Source organism: Rhizobium sp. RU36D (assembly GCF_900176345.1).
Lineage (GTDB): Bacteria > Pseudomonadota > Alphaproteobacteria > Rhizobiales > Rhizobiaceae > Allorhizobium.
On record NZ_FWXU01000002.1, the window covers coordinates 103,508 to 125,525 of the forward strand.

Annotated in this window: 21 protein-coding genes; 11 read left to right on the top strand and 10 right to left on the bottom strand. The window is 62.5% G+C overall.

The features are described from left to right. Positions 1-15: 15 nt before the first annotated feature. The 5 genes from B9A97_RS03425 to B9A97_RS03445 form a co-directional block, all read right to left on the bottom strand. The gene (locus tag B9A97_RS03425) at positions 16-801 is read right to left on the bottom strand and encodes an SDR family NAD(P)-dependent oxidoreductase (protein WP_084363601.1); all 786 of its coding nucleotides are present in this window, start codon (positions 799-801) and stop codon (positions 16-18) included. Between the two features lie 6 nt (positions 802-807). Continuing rightward, the gene (locus tag B9A97_RS03430) at positions 808-1,671 is read right to left on the bottom strand and encodes an ABC transporter permease (protein ID WP_084363602.1); all 864 of its coding nucleotides are present in this window, start codon (positions 1,669-1,671) and stop codon (positions 808-810) included. Further along, positions 1,668-2,597 carry an ABC transporter permease gene (locus B9A97_RS03435; protein ID WP_143530312.1) on the bottom strand — a complete coding sequence of 310 codons (930 nt, stop codon included), beginning with the start codon at positions 2,595-2,597 and terminating at the stop codon, positions 1,668-1,670. The genes B9A97_RS03430 and B9A97_RS03435 overlap by 4 nt, the downstream gene beginning before the upstream one ends. Positions 2,598-2,763: 166 nt before the next feature. Next, a complete protein-coding gene (locus B9A97_RS03440; RefSeq protein WP_084363603.1) occupies positions 2,764-4,275 on the bottom strand; it encodes an ABC transporter substrate-binding protein in 1,512 nt (503 codons plus the stop codon). Then, complete coding sequence (locus B9A97_RS03445; RefSeq protein ID WP_084363604.1) at positions 4,275-5,054, bottom strand: GntR family transcriptional regulator; 780 nt, start codon at positions 5,052-5,054, stop codon at positions 4,275-4,277. Before B9A97_RS03445 ends, B9A97_RS03440 begins: the two co-directional genes overlap by 1 nt. Positions 5,055-5,393: 339 nt before the next feature. Here B9A97_RS03445 and B9A97_RS03450 point away from each other — a divergent pair, with 339 nt between their 5' ends. Then, a complete protein-coding gene (locus B9A97_RS03450) occupies positions 5,394-6,896 on the top strand; it encodes an ABC transporter substrate-binding protein (protein ID WP_084363605.1) in 1,503 nt (500 codons plus the stop codon). Positions 6,897-7,223: 327 nt separating this feature from the next. Here B9A97_RS03450 and B9A97_RS03455 read toward each other — a convergent pair whose 3' ends face one another. Continuing rightward, the gene (locus B9A97_RS03455) at positions 7,224-7,991 is read right to left on the bottom strand and encodes a coniferyl-alcohol dehydrogenase (RefSeq protein WP_084363606.1); all 768 of its coding nucleotides are present in this window, start codon (positions 7,989-7,991) and stop codon (positions 7,224-7,226) included. An 86-nt stretch (positions 7,992-8,077) separates the two neighbouring features. Beyond that, positions 8,078-9,550, bottom strand: a complete 1,473-nt coding sequence (locus tag B9A97_RS03460) for a benzaldehyde dehydrogenase (protein ID WP_084363607.1) — start codon at positions 9,548-9,550, stop codon at positions 8,078-8,080. A gap of 321 nt (positions 9,551-9,871) precedes the next feature. Here B9A97_RS03460 and B9A97_RS03465 point away from each other — a divergent pair, with 321 nt between their 5' ends. The 4 genes from B9A97_RS03465 (at position 9,872) to B9A97_RS03480 (ending at position 13,262) form a co-directional block, all read left to right on the top strand. Further along, a complete protein-coding gene (locus B9A97_RS03465) occupies positions 9,872-11,659 on the top strand; it encodes a sigma-54-dependent Fis family transcriptional regulator (RefSeq protein WP_084363815.1) in 1,788 nt (595 codons plus the stop codon). Between the two features lie 109 nt (positions 11,660-11,768). Further along, positions 11,769-12,206 carry a curlin gene (locus B9A97_RS03470; protein ID WP_084363608.1) on the top strand — a complete coding sequence of 146 codons (438 nt, stop codon included), beginning with the start codon at positions 11,769-11,771 and terminating at the stop codon, positions 12,204-12,206. 63 nt (positions 12,207-12,269) lie between these two features. Then, positions 12,270-12,668, top strand: a complete 399-nt coding sequence (gene csgH, locus B9A97_RS03475) for a curli-like amyloid fiber formation chaperone CsgH (protein WP_084363609.1) — start codon at positions 12,270-12,272, stop codon at positions 12,666-12,668. Between the two features lie 180 nt (positions 12,669-12,848). Continuing rightward, complete coding sequence (locus B9A97_RS03480) at positions 12,849-13,262, top strand: curlin (RefSeq protein WP_084363610.1); 414 nt, start codon at positions 12,849-12,851, stop codon at positions 13,260-13,262. Between the two features lie 84 nt (positions 13,263-13,346). Here B9A97_RS03480 and B9A97_RS03485 read toward each other — a convergent pair whose 3' ends face one another. The 3 genes from B9A97_RS03485 to B9A97_RS03495 form a co-directional block, all read right to left on the bottom strand. Then, entirely contained in the window at positions 13,347-14,798 is a 1,452-nt protein-coding gene (locus tag B9A97_RS03485) for an amidohydrolase family protein (RefSeq protein WP_084363611.1), read from the bottom strand. A gap of 89 nt (positions 14,799-14,887) precedes the next feature. Then, positions 14,888-15,709, bottom strand: a complete 822-nt coding sequence (locus tag B9A97_RS03490; protein WP_244564116.1) for an IclR family transcriptional regulator domain-containing protein — start codon at positions 15,707-15,709, stop codon at positions 14,888-14,890. 7 nt (positions 15,710-15,716) lie between these two features. After that, on the bottom strand, positions 15,717-16,580 hold the full coding sequence (locus B9A97_RS03495) for a dioxygenase family protein (RefSeq protein WP_084363612.1): 864 nt from the start codon (positions 16,578-16,580) through the stop codon (positions 15,717-15,719). A gap of 119 nt (positions 16,581-16,699) precedes the next feature. Between B9A97_RS03495 and B9A97_RS03500 the strand changes: the two genes are divergently transcribed. The 6 genes from B9A97_RS03500 to B9A97_RS03525 are packed head-to-tail and all read left to right on the top strand — an operon-like array spanning position 16,700 to position 22,018. Further along, entirely contained in the window at positions 16,700-17,476 is a 777-nt protein-coding gene (locus B9A97_RS03500; RefSeq protein ID WP_084363817.1) for a citryl-CoA lyase, read from the top strand. After that, positions 17,473-18,615 carry a CaiB/BaiF CoA transferase family protein gene (locus B9A97_RS03505; protein ID WP_084363613.1) on the top strand — a complete coding sequence of 381 codons (1,143 nt, stop codon included), beginning with the start codon at positions 17,473-17,475 and terminating at the stop codon, positions 18,613-18,615. The genes B9A97_RS03500 and B9A97_RS03505 overlap by 4 nt, the downstream gene beginning before the upstream one ends. Positions 18,616-18,645: 30 nt before the next feature. Then, positions 18,646-19,044, top strand: a complete 399-nt coding sequence (locus B9A97_RS03510) for a YciI family protein (protein WP_084363614.1) — start codon at positions 18,646-18,648, stop codon at positions 19,042-19,044. Positions 19,045-19,074: 30 nt separating this feature from the next. After that, positions 19,075-20,154, top strand: coding sequence for a C4-dicarboxylate TRAP transporter substrate-binding protein (locus B9A97_RS03515; RefSeq protein ID WP_084363615.1), 1,080 nt, complete (start codon positions 19,075-19,077; stop codon positions 20,152-20,154). Beyond that, the gene (locus B9A97_RS03520; protein WP_244564117.1) at positions 20,151-20,705 is read left to right on the top strand and encodes a TRAP transporter small permease subunit; all 555 of its coding nucleotides are present in this window, start codon (positions 20,151-20,153) and stop codon (positions 20,703-20,705) included. The genes B9A97_RS03515 and B9A97_RS03520 overlap by 4 nt, the downstream gene beginning before the upstream one ends. Next, positions 20,702-22,018, top strand: coding sequence for a TRAP transporter large permease (locus B9A97_RS03525; protein WP_084363617.1), 1,317 nt, complete (start codon positions 20,702-20,704; stop codon positions 22,016-22,018). Before B9A97_RS03520 ends, B9A97_RS03525 begins: the two co-directional genes overlap by 4 nt.

A 22,018-nucleotide genomic window follows, 5' to 3' on the forward strand; every position in this document is an offset into this window, starting at 1 on the left:
GTTCCTCGCTTTGGCCTAGAGAGCCTTCTTCTTTTCCTGGAAGACCACCCGGGTGCCGATGGAATTGCCGCCATCGACAGCCAGGGTGGCGCCCGTCACGTAGGAGGCGGCGGACGAGGAGAGATAGAGCACGGCATTGGCCACATCCTCGCTGCTCGATGCCCGGCCGAGCGGGATCGAGCCGGTGACGGTGTCCACATGCTCGTTTGTCAGTGCGCTGACCGTGCTGCCCGCGGCAAAGCCGGGTTCTACGATGTTGACGCGAATGCCGTATTCGGCGAGCTCCAGCGCAAATCCCTTGCTGAGGCGGTCAAGCGCGGTCTTGGAGGTGCAATAGGGCACGACCGTGGAGCGCATCTTGCGGGCCGCACCGGAGGAGATGTTGATGATCGAGCCCTTGACCTGATGGTCGATCATCTGCCGGGCGAAGAGTTTGGAGAGCAGGAACGGTGCGCGCAGATTGACGCCCATGATCGCGTCGAAATCCTCGATGCCGATGTCGAGCAGGAAGCCGGAGGGATAGATGCCGGCATTGTTTATGAGCACATCGGGAGCGCCCCATTTTTCACCCACCTCGGCGGCAAAGCGCGCCATGTCTTCGGCGCTCATCAGATCGGCCGGGATGCCAAGGGCCTTGCCGTCATAGGTCTTCACGGCCTCGGCCAGCACGTCTGCGCGGTGGTCCGTCAGGCAGAGTTCGGCGCCGGCATCGGCAAAGGCGCGGGCGATCCAGCCGCCGATGATGCCGCAGGCGCCTGTCACGATGACCTTGCGTCCCTTGAATTCGCTGGTGAAGTCCATTGTTGCCTACCTTGCTTTCGGATCGAGGCGATCGCGCACGTAGTCGCCGATCAGGTTGATGGAGAGAACGAGAAGAAACAGCGCCAGACCGGGGAAGGTCGCGATCCACCAGGCCGTGGCGACATAGTTGCGACCCGTCGACAGCATGGCGCCCCAGCTTGCCGTCGGCGGCTGCACGCCAAGGCCGAGGAAGGATAGGCCTGCCTCGAACAGGACCATCAGGCCGAATTCGAGAGTGGCCACCACGACCAGCGCGCCGGCGATATTGGGAAGCACGTGCCGGCCGAGCAGGCGGAACCATCCCGCACCCATGAAGCGCGACAGCCGCACATACGGCATGTTGGCGACCGACAGCGTCTGGCCATAGGCGACGCGCGCATAGCGGGGCCAGCGGGTCAACGCCAGGACGATGACCACATTGACGAGGCCAGGACCCAGCACGGCAACGGTGATGATGGCAAACAGGATGGCCGGCACCGAGAGCACGATATCGACGACGCGCATGATCAGCACTTCGACCCAGCCCCGGTATAAGGCGGCGATCATGCCGAGGATGCTGCCGATCGTGCCGGACAGGATGACCGAGGAGAAGGCGACCAGCAGCGAGACGCGCGCGCCGTGGATGAGACGGCTCAGCACATCCCGTCCAAGCTCGTCGGAACCGAGCAGGTAGGTGACGCCGCGCGAGACCGTGCCGGGTGCCTTGAGGCGCGCCAAGAGGTTCTGCGTGTTCGGATCGACAGGCGCCACCCATGGCGCTGCGAGCGCCAGGATCACCATCACAACGACAATGACGACGAAGGGCATGATGGTGAGGGGTATCAGCCGTTGTTTTGGGAGCGGGCGGGCGGTCGAGGGCAAAGCATTCATTGGCCCGATACTCCCATGCGGATACGCGGATCGATCAGGCTGTAGAGCAGATCGGCAATCAGGTTGAGGCCGATCGCGGTGACAGCGCCGAGCAGAACCACCCCTTGCACCACCATGAAATCCCGTGCGGTGATCGCCTGGATCGTCAGCTGGCCCAGGCCCGGCCAGGCGAAGACCGTCTCGACGATCACGGCCCCGGCCAAGAGATTGGCGATTTCCAGCGCTGCGACGGTGACGACCGGAATGGAGGCGTTGCGCAACAGATGCCTTGAGATGATGCGGCCCATCGGAAGGCCCTTGGCATGGCCGGTGCGGACATAATCCTTTTCCAGCTCGTCAAGCACGGCCGTGCGGGCCACGCGGGCAAAGGTTGCCAGCGAAAGCAGGCCAAGGGCGATCGACGGCATGACGATGCTCGACGCTTCGCGTGCCCCTGACGGCGGTGCCCAGCCCAGCCAGACACCGAACACCATGATCATCAGGATCGCGCTCCAGAAGGTCGGCATGGACTGGCCGGCGAGCACGATGGCGGACAGGAGGCGGGCGATCAGCCGGCCGCGACACACAGCCAGCGTCACGCCGATCGGTATTCCCAGACCGAAGGCCACGACAAGCGCGCCGCCGGCCAGCATCAGGGTATAGGGAATGCGGGTCCAGATCAGGTCGATGACCGGCACGTTCTGGACATAGCTGCGACCAAGGTCAAAGCGGATGAGATTTCCGAGGAAATCGGCATATTGCAGGATCAGCGGCTGGTCGAAGCCGAGGGCGGTGCGCATCCGGTCGATGTCGGCCTGGGTCGCATCCATCGGCACCAGCAGCAGCACGGGATCGCCCGCCAGCCGCTGCAGGAAGAAGATCAGGGTCATCACGCCGAAGACTGCGATCAACGCCTGAAAAAGCCGCTTTGCGAAAAAGATCGACACTGTGCCATCCACGAGAGGGGAATATGGAGCGGCCGGCTTGAGCCGGCCGCCGGGCTTAAAGCGTGTCGCGATCTTTCAGATCAGCTTGCCACGCTTTAAAATCCTGGTTTTCCGCATGTCGTTATCGCAAAACCGCTGCACACTTTTGCGCGACATGCTTTAAGGATCAATCCTTCCACGTCATGCGATTGAGGAACATGCTCTCATTGGCGGTCGGCTTCCATTCGAGATTGGTCGCCGCACCGTAGAGAACCGCAGCCTCATAGAGCGGCACCAGCGGCACGTCCTTCGCCACGAACTGCGAGACGGCGGTGTAGGCATCCAGACGCTGCTTTTCATCCAGCGTATTGCGTCCCTGCTCTAGCAGGGCATCGATTTCCGGATTGCGCAGCGACGACCAGCTGCTGGAGGAATGCAGCAGCGGGAAGAGGACGCCATCCACATCCTGGCAGGCGCAAGACCAGCGGCCGAAGGCAAAATTGGCCTGCTGCGCCGGTTCGCTCTGTGCCCGCTTCAGATAGGCAGCCATGTCGGTGAGCTGGATTTCCACGTCAAATCCGACATCCGTCAGCATCTGCGCCAGGGCCTGCACGATGCGCTGGTCGAACACCGGCGAGGTGGCGAAGGAGAGCTTGGTCTTGCCCGCGCCTGCCTCTTCCACGGCCTTCTTGGCGGCTTCCGGGTCGAAGGGCAGGTTTTCCAGGTTCGGCACATAGCCGAGATAGGTGTCGTTCGCCATCTGCGTTGCAGGCTTGTCGAAGCCACCGAGCAGGCCTTCCACGATGCCCTGCTTGTCGATGGCCTGGGCCACGGCCTGCCGGACCTTGGGATTGTCGAGCGGCGGCAGCGTCGGATTGAGCTTCAGGTAGGCGATGCGCTCCGTCAGGGCGCTCAGCACCTTGGCCGAGCCTGCGCCTTCCAACTGCTTGGCCTGGTCGGCATCGAGCGTCACCACCAGATCGGCATTGCCGGCCTGGAGATCGGCAAGACGCGTCGCGGCGTCAGGCACGGCGCGGAACTCGGCCTTGGGGAAGGGACCCTTGTCGCCCCAGTAGTCGTCATTGCGCACAAGCGTCACGGATGAACCGCGGTTCCAGGCCTCGAACTTGTAGGGGCCGGATCCGACGGGTGCAGCATTGAAGGCGTCGTCGCCGACCTTTTCCACCACATGCTTGGGCACCACGGACAATTTCACGAGCTGGGCAAGCAGCACGGGATAAGGCCCGTCCGTCACGACCGTTATCTCGTTTTCACCCGAGACGGCGGCGGATTTGATCTTGTTGAACTGGCTGAATTGCGGGCTCTTGAAAGCGGGATCGATGATCCGGTTGACCGAAAACGCGACGTCCTCTGCCGTCAGCGGCTGGCCGTCATGGAACTTCACGTCACTGCGCAGGGTGAAGACGATTTCGGTCGGCGACTTGTAGTCCCACTTGGTCGCGATCTGCGGCACGATCTTGCCGTCATCGTCACGGGTCAGCAGGTTGTCGAAGACATTGCGGTAGACGTAGTAGCTGTCGGGATTCCACTGCTTCTGCGGATCGAGCGACGAGGGCTCGTTGACCAGGTCGACGACGAAGAGGTCCTTGGCAGCGGCCGGCAGGGCAAGGAAGGCGGTGCTGGCGAGAGCGGCGGCAAGCAGAAGGGCGCTGGATAGTCGTCGGGAAGAGGGCATCATCAATTCGTCCTTGTCTGATCCTGGTTGGGCTTATGATCTGCGTTCGGGGTCTTCGACTTGCCGGAACTCCGGCGCCGCGTCGCGGCTGCATCCAGTACGGCGGAGGATTCCAGGAAGCGGGCCGCCAGATAGGCTTCCAGCTGGTCGATGGCGGCCGCGATATGGCGTTCGGCGCCCTCGCGGTCGCCGGCCAAGAGGCAAGCGCCGAGGGCCGCACGATCCGCACCGCGCATTTTCACGCTGCTGCGCGCCTCGAAGAAGTTCACGAGACGCGCCGACCGGTCCCAGAGGTCCATGAGCCAGCCGCTGAGGGTCGGCATGTTCAGCCTTGCTGCCAGCAGCAACAGCAGATCGCGCTCGGCACGGCGCAGGGTGGCCTGCAGATCTAGCATCGGATCGATGCGGCCATGCAGCGCTCCATACATGTCGCAAAGCCGACCGATCGTCGTGTGGTCCACGTCCGAGATTACGGCCGACGCCAGAAGCCTTTCCAGCGCCCTGCGTCCGGCCACGACCTCGCGGATTTCCGCGGCAGAGATCGGCGTTACCGACCAGCCGCTTCGGGCTGCCGACGTGACCAGTCCGCTTGATTGCAGCCGCTGCAAGGCGGTGCGAACTGCGCCGCGGCCGATGGCGAACTCATCGCACAGGCGCGCTTCGGACAGAATTTCTCCCGGCTTCAAGACGCCGTGGACGATGGCGCTTTTCAGCGTCTGCTCGGCCGACAGTCCCTTGGCCATGACGGGAGCGGGGGAAGAATAGGCATCATTGTCAAGCATTGTGAGATCTCAGAAGCGCGCGCTGACCGCCGACATGGCGATCGTTCAACGCTGTCATCCGCAGAATCGCACGGCTTGTCAAAGATTGTTCCCATCTTGGCCGGCGACTATCCCCAGCGCGCCCTTTGCAGGGCCGCCGGCGGGTTTCGCCTGTTGTCGTTCATCTTGAGAATCAGGATTGCATATTCAGATTTAAGATGTCAACTTTGCATTTAATGCACATCAATAATATAATCTGAGATGTCAGAGACGTGCATTCAAGCCCTGCCGATGCGCCCGGCAGGGTAAGAACAAGAGCGCACCAGAGGTTTGGATAATCGCCAATTAAAGGGAACAGTTATGCGACCGCACAGCCTTATTCTTGCAGGCTTCCTGCTTGCCGCGGGGAGCCTTGCCGCACCGTACCAGGCACAGGCATCAAAAGACCTTTTCGTGATCGATCTGCCGGGGGAGCCTTCTTCGCTCGATCCGCATGTCCAGTGGAACCCGGACAGCTACAATGTCTATCGCAACGTCTTTGACAATCTCGTCACCCGTGACGATGCCGGCAAGATCATTCCGCAGATTGCCACCGAATGGGAGTATCTGTCGGATACCCAGATCCGCTTCAAGATCCGCGACGACGTGGTGTTCCATGACGGCAGCAAGCTGACGGCTGAGGATGTCGCCTTCTCGGTCAAGCGGATTACCGATCCGGCCTTCGCCAGCCCGCAGCTTGGACAGTTCAACCAGATCACGGATGCCGTCGCCGACGATGCCACGACGGTGACGCTGACGACCAACGGCCCCTATCCGCCGCTTTTCGCCCAGCTCGTTAAGTTGTCGATCGTCCCGAAGGCCGTGGTCGAGAAAATGGGCAAGGATGCGTTCAACCTCGCGCCGGTGGGATCGGGCCCCTACAAGTTCGAGAGCTGGAAACGCGGCGTCGAGGTGACGCTCGCCCGCAATGACGGCTATTGGGGCGACAAGGGCGCGTTTCCGCAGGTCGTGTTCCGCGCGGTGCCGGATGCGGCGACGCGGGTCGCCAATCTCCAGGCCGGGGCGAGCGACCTCGTGACCTATCTGAACGGCGACCTCGTGGCGCAGATCCAGGCTTCCGGCAAAGGCAAGGCGCTGGTCGGCAACACCGAACGCGTCGCCTATCTCGGCATGAATGTGACCAAGCCGCCGCTCGACAAGCCGGAAGTGCGCCAGGCAATCGCCATGGCGCTGGACAAGGCCGGTATTGCCGAGGGCATTCTGGCGACCGGCGAAAAGCCGGTATCGCAGGTCGCCTCGCCTGCCCATATGGGCTGGATCGAGGGCTTGGAAGGCCCGGCTTTTGATGCCGCAAAGGCAAAGGAAATCATCTCCGCGACACCGGGCGCCGATGCGCCGCTCAAGCTCCTCACGGCGCCGGTCTATGACCAGCGCGTCGTGCAGGCGATCCAGCAGATGCTGAACGATGCCGGCATGAAAGTCGAGATCGAGATGACCGACATGCCGAACTGGCTGAAGCAGATGCAAAGCGGTCCTGATGTCATTCCCGCACTTGCCTTCAGCCGCTGGAGCTGCGGCTGCCAGGACGCCGATGGCATTCTCTACCCGCTGCTGCATTCCTCCAGCGGATGGTCCAGCGTGAAGAATCCGGAGATCGACGCCGCCCTTGATCTCGCCCGCAAGTCGCTGTCCGAGGACGAAAGACTGGCGGCCTACAAGACGGTGCATGAGATGGTCAACAAGAACAACTACATCATCCCGCTCTACCAGGCCGCCGTCGTCTACGGCGCCGCCGAACAGGTCCAGTTCACGCCGACCCCCAACGAAAGCATCTTCCTGAACCGCATTTCCTGGAAGGACTGATGCGATCCGCAGAGGCAGGCTGAACGGCCTGCCTCTCAGCTTGACGACAAAGATGGGTTTTCCGCGAGACCATATTCAGCCGTCATTCCGGCGAAGGCCGGAATCCAGCCGCGGCGCGTCTGCGCCGTGAAAAGTATTTCGTAATCAAGGACTTGATTGCGCTGGATGCCGGCTCGTCGGCTGGCATGACGGCGATGTTTTCGGCCAAAACCAACAGCAAAGACCCGGGAATGAGAGTTTGTCAGCACGCCGAGAGGCAGGCTGAGAGGCCTGCCTCTGTCCTACCTAGCCGAACAGGCAGAGACGCCCGGATCGGATCGGAGACTGTCAAACATAGACGGCGGCCAGTCCGCCGTCGATCGGCAGGTTGATGCCGCTCACCCAGCGGGCGTCGTCGGAGCACAGGAAGAGGACGGGTCCTGCGATTTCATCGGCAAGGGCCGGGCGCTTCATCTTGCCGGCGTCGGCCTGCACGCGCTCCTGGCCGAGCATTGTGACGAAATCGCCGAGGATCGGCGTGAAGACCGGACCGGGCGCCACGGAGTTCATCCGGATATCCCGCTTCATGAACAGCGCATTGCTGCGCATCATCGTCCAGACGATCAGCGCTTCCTTGAAATACTGGTAACAGGTTTCCTGCGGCACCGGAAAGTCCGATAGCCACGCTTGCCCCTCGGCAAAGCTCGTCGTGGCGGCGAGTTTTTTGTGCTGCTCGACCCGCTTGGGCCATTCCCCGCCAAGGATCGATGCAAAGTTCACGATCGAAGCGCCCTTTGGCATGCGGTCTATGAGGGATTCGGTCAGGTGGCGCAGGCCGAGATAGTTGACCCGCGCAACGAGATCCTTGTCGGCGGTGCCCGGCACGCCTGCGGCATTGATGAGCGCGTCGATCCGGGTTGGAAACTTTGAAATGGTAGCGTCGATTGCCGTGGGATTGCTGAGATCGATCTTGATGAAGCCGTCGAGGGACAGCATGGCGTCGTTGCGGTCGACGCCGATAACGCTTGCGCCACGAAAGCGGGCGAGGCGGGCCACTTCGCCGCCGATGCCCGACGAGACGCCCGTGATGACGATGGTCTTTCCTGAGAGGTTCATGCTCGTGTTTCCTTTGGAAGAGCGCGATCAGGACCGCCCGCCTTTCCGGCGAGTGGTCGTCGCGACAAGGGTTGGATCAAAGTGGATCAGAATGGATAGGGTGTTGCGGCCTTCTTCACCGAGACCCACTGCCACTGGGTGAATTCCTCGATGTCAGCCGGTCCGCCGACGCGCGTGCCATTGCCGGACTTTCCACGACCACCGAATGGCGCATATGGGCCGCCATTGATCGTCTGGTCGTTGATGTGCAGCTGCCCGACATTCAATTGGTCGCCGAGGCCCATGGCGCGCCCGAGATCGCCCGAAATCACGCCCGCGGCGAGCCCGTATTCCGATCGGTTGGCGAGATCGACGGCCTCCTCATCGGTCTTGAATGAGACGATGCAGGCGACCGGCCCGAAGATTTCCTCCTCGAAGGCCAGCATGTCGGGCTTGACGCCCGAAAGCACGGTCGCGGCGTAGAAGCGGCCATCATGTGTGCCGCCGGCGAGCAACCTCGCCCCCTTGGCCACGGCATCGTCGACGATCTTCTGTATGGTCTCGACCTGGCTATCGGAGATGATCGGGCCCAGCGCCACCTGTTGGGTGGAGGGGTCGCCGGCCGGCAGGTGCAGCGCCTTCGCAACCAGGCGTTCGGTGATGGCGGCTTCGATCTTTTCGTCGACCAGGATGAGCCCGGTGGCCATGCAGATCTGGCCCTGATGCAGGAAGGTTCCCCAGGCAGCATTGGATGCGGCCACATCAAGATCGGCGTCATCGAGAATGACAAGGGCGTTCTTGCCACCCAGTTCGAGCTGGACGCGCTTCAGGTGACGGCCGCAGATCTCGCCGACCTTTGAGCCGCCACGGGCCGAGCCGGTGAAGGATACCATGGCAATGTTCGGGTCGCTGCACAACGCTTCGCCCGCATCGGCACCGCCCGGCACGACATGCAGGACGCCCTTGGGCAAGCCGGCCTCTTCGAAGATCCGGGCGATGATGATGCCGCCTGAAATGGGCGTGCGCGGATCCGGCTTGTGCACGACGGTGTTGCCAAGCGCGATTGCAGCGGCGATCGAACGAACGGATAGAACCAGCGGAAAGTTGAACGGCGAGATCACGCCCACCACGCCATGCGGCACCCGGCGGGCATAGTTCGTGCGGTCGTCCATGCCGGGCAGGAACATGCCCGTGGGTTGGGTCGCAAGCGTGGCGGCATGCCTGATGAAGAGGGCGCCATGCTCGATCTCGATCATCGCCTTGGGATGGATGGAGCCGGATTCCTGCATAATCCAGTTGGCGAGTTCGGCGCCGTTCTGCTCAAGAATATCGGCGGCACGATTGAGGATCGCTGCGCGCTGGGCGGGCAGCGTCTTTGCCCATTCCTTTTGCGCCGCACGAGCCCGCTTGGCGGCCTCGGCGATATCGGCCGGACCACATAATCCGACGGTTGCCAGCCTATTGCCATTGGCAGGGTCGGTCACATCTAGCTTGCCGCCCAGCGTTTCCTGCCAATCCGAGATATAGGCAAGGCCGCCCCAGCGGGCGGTATCCAAAAAATTCGGCGCATGCATGTTCATGGTTCAGGGCCTCCAATTCCCTCGGTTCGAGGAGATCAGGGCAAAGCTTCGCCGTCGTGAGATCGGTCCGTTCAACCGCTCATCCAGGCTCTGCTGATGCGTCTGTCCTCCTGGCCGCCTCCTCAAGCGGCTCGGCTTCTTCGTCGCAACAGGCGTGCCAAGTTGTCGGCGGCAGATCTTCAAAGCGGAGGGCCGATCCAGGGCCATGAAAAGACAACGAGATTTTTGAGGTACTGCTTCCCGGCTCACACAGCAGACGGATTGCGAAATTCATCAAATGATGAAACGTTGAGAAAACCTAATCAATTTATGAAGGTTGACATGCCCAAGGACAAGTCTCCTACCCTCGTGTCGCTCGCCGAGGTTTCGAAGTCCACGGGCAAGATGCTGTCCAAGGGCGCGTTCAGCGAGCTTGTCACCGGCGCTTCGCCGACGCTTGCGGAACTGACCGAGGCCCTGCATTTCGCGCTCGGCGACGGGCGGATCTGGCTCAACGACCAGCGCATGGTGCTGATGCAGAGCCAGGTCTTGGGGCGCCTGCGCCAGGAGATCATCGAGGCCTTCGGCATGGAGGCCGCGAAGGGCATCTTCATGCGGGTGGGATACATGCAGGGTGTGCGCGATGCCGAGCTGATCCAGAAACGGTTCCCCAACCAGGATCTCACCCATGCGCTTGCCGCCGGGCCGCGCGTGCATACGCTGGAAGGCTTCGTCAAGGTGGAGACCAAGCAGTTCCAGTTCGACAGCGCCAAAGGCAGCTATTTCGGCGAGTTCTACTGGTACGATTCCTCCGAGGCCGCAGAGCATATTGCCCATCACGGGCTGGCAAGCGACCCGGTCTGCTGGATGCAGACGGGCTATCCGAGCGGCTATACCAGCACGCTCTTCGGCCGGCCGGTGATCTTTCGCGAGCTGGAATGCTCGGGCATGGGCGCGCCCCGCTGCTATGTGGTTGGCCAGAACGCCGGGGAATGGGGCGAGGATGCGCCGGAGCGGGCCTATCTCGGCCTGGAATGGCCGCGCTCGCGCCGCGTTGCACGCCGCACTTCCCCTAAAGAGACGAGGCCCGATGGGACAGCGGTCACCGGTGCGGGATTGCCAGGCGGCGAGCCGGTCGTCGGGGTGTCTGCAAGCTTCCTCAAGGCGCGGCTGATGGTGGAGAAGGTTGCCGATACGGAAGCGACCGTTCTTCTGGTTGGGGAGTCTGGTGTCGGCAAGGAGCTCTTCTCGCAGCAGCTTCATCGGCTGAGCCACCGTGCCGCCAAGCCCTTCGTGGCGATCAACTGCGCTGCCATTCCCGAAACGCTGGTCGAATCCGAGTTGTTCGGTGTCGAAAAGGGCGCGTTTACCGGCGCTGTCGCCTCGCGTCCCGGATATTTCGAGCGAGCGGCCGGCGGCACGCTGTTCCTCGACGAGGTGGCGTCGCTGGCCTATGCCGCACAGGGCAAGCTGCTGCGCGCCATCCAGGAGCGGGTGATCGAGCGGGTGGGTGGTTCGAAAACGATTGCGGCGGATGTGCGGGTAATCGCGGCGTCGAATGTCGATCTTGCCGATGAAGTGCGGGCAGGACGGTTTCGCCAGGACCTCTATTTCCGTCTCTGCGTGTTCCCCATCTCCATACCGCCGCTCCGCGAGCGTCGAGACGACATTCCCCTGCTTGCCGATCACTTCCTGCGGCTGTTTCGCGAGCGACACCGCCGCGATGTCATCGGGCTGACCCGCCGGGCCATGGATGCGCTTCTCGCCTACGACTTTCCGGGCAATATCCGAGAGCTTCAGAACCTCATCGAGCGCGGGGTGATCTTCGCCAATGCCGGCGGCTTTATCGACCTGCAACACCTGTTCACGGCCAACGAGCCGTTTCCAGCGCTGCACTCTTCGCTGACACGGGATGGACGTGTCTCCTTATCTTCACGTCCCTTGGCCGCCTCCCCTCAAGCCGGTTCGGATTTCCTGTCTTCCACGACGGAGCTTCGCAGTGCTGAAATCGAGCTCTATCGCCAGGCGCTGGCGGCCAGTCGCGGAAACATCGCGGCCGCTGCCCGAAGCCTCGGCCTTACCCGCGCGAAACTGGAATATCGCCTGCGGAAACATGGTCTCTGGACCTGATATGGCAGGATGAACCCGACCTGAATGGTCTCTTCAGCTTCTGTTCCAGCGGCGGTCTCTACAAGGGAGATGTTCAACCGCGGTCAAAGCCGCCTGAGGAGACAAAGTCATGAACCGCACGTCTTTCATCGCAATCGCACTCGGCACTGTCGCCACCATCATGGGTGCTGCGCCCGTCATGGCCAATGACGTGCGCATCGAGCAGTATGGCTGGTCGAACTCGGCAGGCGGCGCGCAGCGTGGCTATAGCAACCGGATCAGGACCTACCAGAACGGCAACTACAACCGGGTGACCGGACATCAATATGGCGATCGCAATCTGTCGGCTGTTGGCCAGGAAGGCTACAACAACTACGGCGCGACGACCCAGCGCGGCAATGGCAATGTCGCCGGCATCGGCCAGTTCGGCTCCAATCACACGACGATCCTGACCCAGGATGGCAATGGCAACATCGCCGCCGGCGTTCAGGTCGGCCGCGGCTGCGATGCCAATCTCAGCCAGGGCGGCAGCGGCAATGTCGCAGCCTTCGTCCAGGTCTGCGACTGAGCGACCTAGCCACTGACGCCGCACCGGTGAAGATCAAAATGGCAGCTTAAGGGGAGATCACCCATGCCAAATAGCGTCCGACATTCTCGCAGCCTCATGACACTTTTCGCGCTGTGCCTGCTTCCGGTCGGCGCCTTCACCGAAATGGCGACCGCCGCGCCCACGCAATCCTCCAAGCTGTGCGAAATCAAGGTCACGCCCCGCGCCGGCCTTGTCAGTCTCGAGGCGATCGTCCGTGCCGACAAGACCACCGACGGAAGCTATACGTTGCGCATCGACAAGACAGGCGGTGGCGGCAGCTCCAGCATCACCCAGGGTGGCGATTTCGAGGTGTCCGCCGGCAAGGCCGCCACGCTGGGCTCCGTGACCCTGGATTCGAGGGGGAGCAGCTACAAGGCCGTGCTTGAGGTGATCAGCGGCGGCAAAAGCCATCGCTGCACGAAACAGGTCAGCGACGACTGACAGTTTGCCAGCTATCTGACGCATGTTTTGGAGGGTGCCGGTTCGTTCCGGCGCCCTTTCGCGTTCAGGGTCGAGATCGCGGCCCGTGAATAGCAGATGAACGGTGAGTTCCGGCTGCGTTCAGGAGGACGATGCCATTATGCATCATCAGCCAAGGCAACCCGCCCTCAGGAGATCATCATGAAAAAGACCGTGTTCACGCTTATCAGCATCAGCCTTCTGGCCGGCAGCCTGGGGCAAGTCGTGATGGCTGTACCGGCCCAGGCGGGTGGCAGCATCTCGTTCAATGTCGCCCCGCGCTCGGGCGCGGAAGCCGATCTCCTGGCCACAGGCCTTCGTGCCTATTCGCTCTATCGCGATCTCAAGGGCGGCGATATCCGGCAGCTGGGCAACGGCAATTCCGCCGGCATCGCCCAGGGCGGACGCCGCAATCTCGGTTTCATCCGGCAACAGGGCGACGGACATTCCGCCACCTTGCAGCAGAACGGCAACGACAATGCCTATGGCATCTTCCAGTATGGCCGCAACACCGACAACAACGTCGTACAGCGGGGCAATAACGGCATCGGCGCCACCTTCAGCTATGGCTGGTAGAGGCGGCTGACCCATCCGCGCGTCGATGCATGGATTCTCGGGCAGTCTGATTGCCCGAGAATATCGCAACAACTCGCTCCCGGACTATTGGCGGAAGAGGTCTTTCTCGACGCCTGCCTTTTCGAACAGATAGTCGCGGCTTGCTTCCAGTTCGGAGCGCAGCTTGGTGATGTCATGGCCGATGAGGCTGCCCTGCCATTTCAGCACCTTGCCGGCGCAGATGACGGTGGAGACATTCGACCGCTCCATCAGCGTCACGACGGCGCCCGGCACGTGATTCAGCGGCGCGACGTTGAGCGCCGTCGCATCCAGCAGGATGATGTCGGCCTCCTTGCCCGGTGTCAGCGTGCCGGTCTTGTGGTCGAGCTTCAGCCCGCGTGCACCTTCGATCGTGGCGAAGCGGATGGCATCCATCGCCGAGAGCAGCTTCGGATAGTCCTCGCCGCGCAGCGCCTTTTCATTGGCAATCATACGCTGCAGGGTCACGGCAGAGCGCATCTGTGTGAACATGTCGGCCGTCATGGTGCATTCCACATCCGTCGACAAGGAGGGCTGGATACCGAGGTCGAGCGCCTTCTGCAGCGGCGGCTCGCCATGGCGCATCTGCATTTCGATCGGCACGGAGAGCGAGACATGGGCGCCTGCATCGGCCACCTTCTGCCAGGCCATGTCGCTCATGCCGGTCATGTGGATGAAGATGTTGTCGGGCCCAAACTTGCCGGCCATTGCCAGGCCATCAAACGTCGGCTGCATGCCGAAGGTGCCGACGACATGCAGCGCAATCGGAATGTTGAGTTCGCGGCCGATCGCCCAGGCCTCCTCATGGAAGGGCAGGTAGATTTCGCCGCCCATCACCATGGTCAGCAGTTGATCGTCGCTGGCAAAATGCTCTGTCTTGAGGCGACGTGCGTCGCCGGGATATTTGGCCGCATCGCCCCAGCCCTCGAAATAGCCGAACACGCCGCGCCGGCCGGCCGCCCGCAATGCCGAGACGGCCGCATCCGAATGCTCAGGCGAATGATGGATCTGGCTGACATCCATCACGGTCGTCACGCCGGCATCGATCTGCGAGATGCCGCCGAAGAGTTCGGATATGTAGACATCCTCCGGACGGTACAGCATCGAGAATTTCTGCAGCATCCATTCGTAGTAATTGGCGGTGCTTTCCGGCCGGCCGTCATTGATCAGGATGGCATCCGACAACAGGCTGCGCAGGGCGGTTTCAAACTGATGGTGGTGGGTATCGATAAAGCCGGGCATCACGATCATGCCGGACGCGTCGATCACCTGGGCATCGCCGGCGTCGATGGAGGCGCCGACCGAGAGGATCTTCGAGCCCTCGATCAGCACGTCGCCGACGGAAAAATTGCCGACGCTCGCATCCATGGACAGTACAGAGCCGCCCTTGATCAGGGTTCGGCGCCCGGCAGCGCCAATGCCTTCGGGCACCGGCGAGAAGACCGGCCGCGCTTTTCCCGCCAGTCCGCCACCCAGTTCCGCTGGTGCGCGCGTCCGGGGATCACAAAATCTGCACATGATATCCTCCCTTTTCGTATGTCGAAAAAATATTCGAATAAATTGCACGCCAAGCGGATACTCTAGGCGGACGTCTCCACCCCGCTCCGTCAGTTTCCGTTCAGAACAGCCGAAAGCGCAGGGGCCCGCGCCGAGGCGGCGGTGATGCGGCCGGCGGCGATGCGCAGATCCTGCAGCCGCTCGGCGACCATCTGGTCCGCGCTGACAAGGCCGGAATAACCGGAGGAGTTAACCGCCGCCGTGATGCGGCCATCGGCATTGCGGATCGGCACGGCAAGCGCGGTGATGCCATAGTCCAGCTGATCCACGGTTGTCGCATAGCCCGTTTCCCGCACCTTCCAGATCAGCCGGCGAAGTTCTTCCTTGGAAACGACCGTCCTTGATGTCAGCGCCTTGGGCTCCACCGACTCGAAATAGCGATCGAGTTCGGGGTCGCTGAGACCCGCCAGCAGCACCCGTCCCAGCGATGTCGCATGGGCGGGATAGCGGGCACCGACCACGGCGGTGGCGCGCCGCGCGCGCTGGGTGGAATGATGGGCGATATAGATGACATCGTGACCGTCAAGCATCGCCACGGATGCCGCGTCGCCATGCGCCTCGACGATCTGCCTGAGTTCCGGCAGCAGCAACTCGTCGATCCGGGCTGCGAAATAGAAGCCGGAGCCGAGCGTCATGACTTTCGGCCGGAGGTGATAACGCTTCCCGGAGAAGCCGACATAGCCGAGGGCCGACAGGGTGATCAGGCTGCGCCGGGCAGCGGCTGGCGACAGCCCCACCCGGCGGGCGATTTCGCTGAGCGTCATGTCGGAATGGGCGGCGTCGAAGCATTCGAGCACCGCGATACCCTTGGCCAGGGCCTCCACGAATTCCGCCGGGCGCGTCTCGTCGTCCACCATGATCCCCAGGTCCATCAAGGGCTTAGCCTTCGGGCGCGAGCACGAAGTCGAAGCGACATTTCGCATCCGGCCGGGTCTCCAGCGCGAAGGCGAATTCCTCGTTTTTCTTGACAGGTTCGAGTTTGGCGATCAACGATTTTCGCACACCGAAAACAGCGTCATTGTCGATATATTCGGTATTCTCGAAAAACAGTTCCGTGGTTATGGCCCGCATGCCGGGAGCGCGCACGATGTAATGCAGGTGCGCAGCACGCCAGGCATGGCGGTTGCCGGCGCGCAAGAGATCACCCACCGGGCCGTCATAAGGCACGGTATAGGGCTTGGGCAGCACGGTCGTGTAGTAGTATTCGCCCTTTTCATTGGCCGTCATCTTGCCGCGCAGGTCGAACTTGTCCTGGCCGGACGCCTGTTCCTGGATCGGATAGGTGCCGGTTCCGTCGGCCTGCCAGGTATCGACGATGGCGCCTGGCAAGGGGTTGCCGAGGCTGTCCCGCACGATGCCGTGGACCAGAAGGGATGTCCCGTCGCGGCCGCGGGCGAGATCGGCGCCGAGCTCGAGGATTGGTGCGTCATCGAGATAGAACGGCCCGAGATTGGAGCCTTCCGTGGCGCCACCGCGGGTGTTCAGCATATCCACCAGCGCGGAAAAGCCCAGCACGTCGGAGAGCAGGATGAACTCGTGGCGTTCGGGCGTGGAGATCTTTCCGCAGTCATACAGAAAGTTGAGAATGCCCATCCATTCCTGGTGGGTCATGTTCACTTCCCGCGTGTAGTCGTGCAGGTGGGTGATGAAGCCTTCAAGGAGGAATTTGAAGCGGCTTCCTTCCTCGGTCTTGAAGCTGTCCTTCACGGCGTCCGTGATGGTGAACTGGTTTATCTGGCGCATGCGCTCCTCCTCTTACCCCAAAACTCTGTCTCAAAAGCCGGGTTGACGCAAAGCTAAAACAGGTCCTATTATTCGGCAAGTGAATTTTTCTTCGCTGTGCGAAAAAATAGGACCTGATGATGCGGATTGGAAAACAGGACAATGCCTTTACGGCTATTGCCACCTCGGACGACCACTCGATCACCGTGCGCGGGCATGACCTGTGCCGCGACCTGATCGGCAAGATCGATTTCACCGACTATTTCTGGCTGCTGGTCTGCGGCACCAGGCCAACCGCAAAACAGACCGCCGCCATGAATGCCTGCCTGGTGGCCATTGCCGAACACGGGCTGGTGCCCTCGGTACAGGCCGCGCGCATGACGCTGGTGGCCGCACCCGAGGCATGGCAGGGCGCCATGGCGGCCGGCCTGCTCGGCATGGGCACCGTTGTTGCCGGCTCGTCCGAAGTTGCGGGCCGCTATCTGGCAGAGGTCGTCGCCGCCGGCGGTGACGAGAGGGCAGCGATCGCTTCGCTCGAAGCGCTGAAGGCCGCGCGGAAAAAGGTGCCGGGCCTTGGCCATCCGCAGCACACCGCCGGCGATCCGCGCGCAGACCGTCTGCTCGAAATTGCCGATGAGCTTGGCATTTCAGGCGCGCATATCGCCGCGCTTCGCCATCTGGGCGCCCATGCGCCCACCATCATGAACCGCCCGCTGCCGATCAACGTGTCCGGCGCCATCCCAGCCGTGATCCTGGACGCCGGCTGGCCGTTGGAGGCGCTGAAGGCCGTGCCGCTGCTGGCCCGCGCTGCCGGTCTCGCCGCCCATCTCTACGAGGAAAGCCAGCGGCCGATCGGTTTCATCATGTCCCATCAGGCCGACCAGGCCATCGCATATGACGGAAAGGCCGCAGAATGAAACCGCTGAAGTCCATCCGCGTCATAGAAATGGGGACCTATATCACCGGACCGGCGGCAGCCATGCAGCTTGCCGATCTCGGCGCCGATGTGATCAAGGTGGAGCGGCCGGGCGAGGGGGATCCCTTCCGCGCCTTCAAGGGCGGGCTCTATTCCCCGCATTTCCAGACCTATAACCGCAACAAGCGCTCCATCGCGCTCGATACCCGCAATGCCGACGATCTCGCGGTTTTCCTGGATCTGATCGCGTCAGCGGATGTCTTCATCCAGAATTTCCGTCCTGGTGTCGCCGAAAAGGTCGGTGCCGGAGAGGAGGATCTGCGTCGGCTCAATCCGCGCCTGATCTACTGCGCCATTTCGGGCTTCGGCACCTCGGGGCCGGCCCGCGACCGGCCGACCTATGACACCGTGGCCCAGGCGGCGAGCGGTTTCCTGCGGCTCGTCACCCCGCCCGAAAAGCCGAGGGTCATCGGCCCGGCGCTGGCCGATGCCGTGACGGGCCATTATGCGGCAACCGGCATTCTGGCGGCCCTGATCGAGCGCGGACAGACCGGCAAGGGCCGGCGGCTTGACATCTCCATGCTGGAGGCCATGAGCCACTTCAACCTGGATAGTTTCACCCACTATTACAGCGAGGGCGAGATCATGGGGCCGCTGTCGCGCCCCGTCGTCAGCCAGTCCTATACGTTTGAATGCGCTGACGGAAAATGGATCGCCTTTCATCTGTCCTCGCCGCCGAAATTCTGGGAGGCCTTGCTGGAGGCCACGGGCCAGCAGGCGCTGGCATCAGATCCGCGCTTTGCCGAGCGGCTGCAGCGCATCAACCATCAGGACGATCTGATCGCCATCCTCACGCCCGTCTTCCGCAGCGCCTCGCGCGCGGAATGGTGCGCGCGGCTTGAAGCCGCGGAAGTGCCCTATTCGCCGGCCTATGACAGCAACGAGGCCCTGGAAGATCCCCAGGCGCAGCACCTGCGGATTGCGGTGACCGTGCCCCATGCGACGCGGGGCGAGTTCACGACGGTTCGCGCACCCTACAATTTCGATGGCGAGGCAGACATGGACCTGTTGCCGCCGCCGACGCTGGACCAGCACGGACAGGAGATCCGGGCCGAACTCGCGCGCCGCAAGGCAGGTTGATCGGGTCTTCGACTTTTTGGGAGGAAAGACATGACCGAAGCGCCACAATCTCTGCCCGTGCCCGCCGTGATGGAGGCGAGCAAGGCCATGCTGCAGAAGCAGCTCTACGCCATCTTCACCACGCCGACAGGCGATATGGCGCCAATACTCCGGCATCTAGAGGAACATCTGGCCTTCCAGGTGAGCCTGGAGCGCGACGGCATCCTATTTGCGGCAGGGCCGATGTGGACCGATGACGAACAGGAATGGCGCGGCGACGGCATGGTCATCGTGCGCGCGCAAAGCCGTCAAGCGGCCGAAGAGATTGCCGCCCGCGACCCGATGCACCGGGCCGGTGCGCGAAAATTCACCGTCAGGCCGTGGATGATCAACGAGGGCAGCATGACGCTCAGGATCGATCTGTCCAGCCAGAAAATCAGCATGATTTGAACCACATCACATGTGTCAGGGAGAGAGAACATGAGATTTTTAGCCACTTTTTTGACGACCGCAGCCCTGGTGCTGCCCTTTAACGCCCTAGCCCAGGAAACGGTGAAGCTCACCGTCGCTTCCTCGCATCCGACCACGATCCCCTGGATCGGCATGATTCAGACCCATTTCATGAAGGAAGCGGAGCGGATCCTGGCGGTAAAGGGCGCCTACAAGATCGAATGGCAGGAGGCCTTTGGCGGTACGCTCTACAAGGCCAACGCCACGCTGACCTCCGTCGAGGAAGGCGTCACCGATATCGGCTGGGTGTTCTCCTATCTCGAAGGCGCCAAGATGCCGCTGAGCCAGGTCACGGCCTACACGCCCTTCTCCACCAACAACGTTCCCGCCCAGCTCCTGACGATGCGCGAGCTGTTCAACACGGTGCCGGAATTCAAGAAGGAATGGGAGCAGTATAATCTTGTCTTCCTCGGTGCCACCGGCTCCGACAGCTACGACATCTATACCAAGAAGCCGGTGACCAAGCTCGAAGACCTGCAGGGCATGAAGCTTTCGGCCCCCGGCACGCTCGGCACCTGGCTGCGCGGCACCGGCGCCAATGCCGTGGATGGCGCGCTCACCACCTTCTATACCGATATCCAGACCGGCGTGTCGGATGGCGTGGTGTCGCTGGCACTCGGCGCCCTGCCGGCCAAGCTCTACGAAGTCGCCCCCTATATCACCCGCGTGGACATGGGCGTCGTCTTCTCCGGCGGCCTTGCCATCAACAAGGATAGCTGGGACGGACTTCCGGAAGAGGTGCAGCAGGCGCTGCTCGCCGCCGGCGATTTCTATTCCAAGGCCCATGCCGAGGACCTGATGACGCGGCACGAGGTGGCGCTGAAGAAGATCGTGGAACTGGGAGCCAGCCAGAACCCGCCGGTCACCGTCACCCCGCTTGATCCTGCCGAACGCCAGCGCTGGGTCGACCAACTGCCCGATCTCGCCGGAGAATGGGTCGCCGCCGGCGAGAGCCGCGGCCTGCCGGCCAAGAGCTTCCTCAAGGCCTATATGGACGGTCTGCGCGCCCGCGGCGAAAAGCCGGCCCGCGCCTGGGACGAGACCAAGTGAACACGGGTCTTCCACACCAAGCCTCCGCCCATCCAGGGCGGAGGATCCTCAGGGCCTGGGCCATGCTGGTGGATGGGCTGGCGGCGCTCGGCACAGTCATGATCGGCGTGCTGATGGTCGTCATCTGCGCCGACGTGATCGCCCGAAACCTGATGGGCTCGTCGCTGCCGCTGATTTCCGAATTCGGCGCGTTGCTGCTTGTCATGATCGTCTATCTGCAGCTCGCCACGACGCTCCGGCATGATCGCATGCCGCGCTCGGATTTTCTGCTGATCGCGCTGGAGCGGGCTTCGCCCCGCCCGGCCCGCTTGCTCAGGGCGCTTTTCGATCTCGTCACCGCCATTGCGCTCGGCGTCATCGCCTGGTCGACCCTGGGCATCTTCGGCCGTGATCTTTCGGCCGGAGATTTCATCGGCATTACCGGGGTCGCGACCCTGCCCGTCTGGCCCTTCCGGGCCGTCATTCTCATCGCGATGACCGTCGCCTGCATCCAGGCGCTGCTGCAGGTCGCGATGGGTACAGAACCACATTCTGGGGAGCGGATGGAATGAGCGGCGTTGAAATCGGCATCCTGGCCGTCGCGGGCCTGATCGCGCTGATCCTGATGGGCCTGCCCATTGGCGTCGGCATGCTGGTCGTCTCTTTTGCCGGTGTCGCGGCCATCCGTGGTGATGCGGTCGCCTGGCGCATGGCGGGCTCTGTCGGCAATGATGCGCTTCGCGAATATCTCTATGCGGTCGTTCCGCTCTTTGTCCTGATGGGCCTGCTCGTCACCGCGTCAGGTGTCGGCAAGGATACGTTCGACGTGTTCCAGCAATTGCTCAGACGGGTGAAAGCCGGCCTCGGCGTCGCCACCGTCTTCGCCAATGCGGTCTTCGCCGCCATCACCGGCATTTCGGTGGCCTCGGCCTCTGTCTTCGCCCGCATTGCTGTGCCGGAAATGCGCCGCCATGGCTATACCCGGTCTTTTGCCACCGGCGTGGTGGCCGGCAGTTCGGTATTGGGCATGCTGATCCCGCCCTCGCTGCTGATGATCGTCTATGCCGTGCAGGCGGAAGAATCCGTCGGCCGCATGTTCCTGTCCGGCATCGGCCCCGGCATTCTGCTGGCCCTTCTCTTTGCCGTGACGATTGCGCTGCTGGCCTGGCTGAAGCCGGGTGCAGTGTTCGAAAAGACGGTTGCAGGACAAGAGACCGGCCCGCTCTACACCGTGCCGCAGATGGCATCCAAGGCCGTGCCGATCCTGATCCTCGTCTTCCTCGTGCTGGGCGGCCTCTATGGCGGGTTCCTCAACCCGACCGAAGCCGGCGCCGTCGGTGCGCTCGGTGCGCTGATGATCGCCCTGTCGCGGCGAACGCTGACCCCCGGATCGTTCTGGCGGCTGCTGCTGGAAACAGGCCAGATCACGGTCTCGGTGCTGTTCCTGATCCTGGCTGCGACCTTCTTCTCGCGCATGCTGGCCATGTCCGGCCTGCCGGCGGCGGTGGCGGAAGCGCTTCTATCCGGCCCGATCGGCCCCTTCGGCTTCCTGATCATTTATCTCGCACTGATCATCGCGCTGGGCTGCCTGATCGATTCCATCTCGATCATGCTGATTGTCCTGCCGATCGCCCTGCCGGTGGCAGAAGCGGCCGGCTTCGACCTGATTTGGTTCGGCGTCTTGACTGTTGTTGCAGTCGAGATCGGTCTGCTGACCCCGCCCTTCGGGCTGTCGGTCTTCACCATCAAGGCGGCCTTGAACGACCCGACGGTGAGCCTCGCGCATATCTTCCGCGGCACGCTGCCCTTTATCGCGGCCATGATCGTCTGCCTAGCGCTGATCATCCTGTTCCCCTCCATTGCGACCTTCCTGGCGAGGCTCTGA

Coding starts and splice junctions, on each gene's coding strand:
- B9A97_RS03445 (WP_084363604.1), bottom strand. CDS start 5,054: ATGCTTGACAATGATGCCTATTCTTCCCCCGCTCCCGTCATGGCCAAG.
- B9A97_RS03490 (WP_244564116.1), bottom strand. CDS start 15,709: ATGGACCTGGGGATCATGGTGGACGACGAGACGCGCCCGGCGGAATTC.
- B9A97_RS03455 (WP_084363606.1), bottom strand. CDS start 7,991: ATGAACCTCTCAGGAAAGACCATCGTCATCACGGGCGTCTCGTCGGGC.
- B9A97_RS03505 (WP_084363613.1), top strand. CDS start 17,473: ATGAAACCGCTGAAGTCCATCCGCGTCATAGAAATGGGGACCTATATC.
- csgH (WP_084363609.1), top strand. CDS start 12,270: ATGCCAAATAGCGTCCGACATTCTCGCAGCCTCATGACACTTTTCGCG.
- B9A97_RS03515 (WP_084363615.1), top strand. CDS start 19,075: ATGAGATTTTTAGCCACTTTTTTGACGACCGCAGCCCTGGTGCTGCCC.
- B9A97_RS03485 (WP_084363611.1), bottom strand. CDS start 14,798: ATGTGCAGATTTTGTGATCCCCGGACGCGCGCACCAGCGGAACTGGGT.
- B9A97_RS03495 (WP_084363612.1), bottom strand. CDS start 16,580: ATGCGCCAGATAAACCAGTTCACCATCACGGACGCCGTGAAGGACAGC.
- B9A97_RS03430 (WP_084363602.1), bottom strand. CDS start 1,671: ATGAATGCTTTGCCCTCGACCGCCCGCCCGCTCCCAAAACAACGGCTG.
- B9A97_RS03525 (WP_084363617.1), top strand. CDS start 20,702: ATGAGCGGCGTTGAAATCGGCATCCTGGCCGTCGCGGGCCTGATCGCG.
- B9A97_RS03440 (WP_084363603.1), bottom strand. CDS start 4,275: ATGATGCCCTCTTCCCGACGACTATCCAGCGCCCTTCTGCTTGCCGCC.
- B9A97_RS03450 (WP_084363605.1), top strand. CDS start 5,394: ATGCGACCGCACAGCCTTATTCTTGCAGGCTTCCTGCTTGCCGCGGGG.
- B9A97_RS03465 (WP_084363815.1), top strand. CDS start 9,872: ATGCCCAAGGACAAGTCTCCTACCCTCGTGTCGCTCGCCGAGGTTTCG.
- B9A97_RS03500 (WP_084363817.1), top strand. CDS start 16,700: ATGCGGATTGGAAAACAGGACAATGCCTTTACGGCTATTGCCACCTCG.
- B9A97_RS03480 (WP_084363610.1), top strand. CDS start 12,849: ATGAAAAAGACCGTGTTCACGCTTATCAGCATCAGCCTTCTGGCCGGC.
- B9A97_RS03470 (WP_084363608.1), top strand. CDS start 11,769: ATGAACCGCACGTCTTTCATCGCAATCGCACTCGGCACTGTCGCCACC.
- B9A97_RS03425 (WP_084363601.1), bottom strand. CDS start 801: ATGGACTTCACCAGCGAATTCAAGGGACGCAAGGTCATCGTGACAGGC.
- B9A97_RS03460 (WP_084363607.1), bottom strand. CDS start 9,550: ATGAACATGCATGCGCCGAATTTTTTGGATACCGCCCGCTGGGGCGGC.
- B9A97_RS03510 (WP_084363614.1), top strand. CDS start 18,646: ATGACCGAAGCGCCACAATCTCTGCCCGTGCCCGCCGTGATGGAGGCG.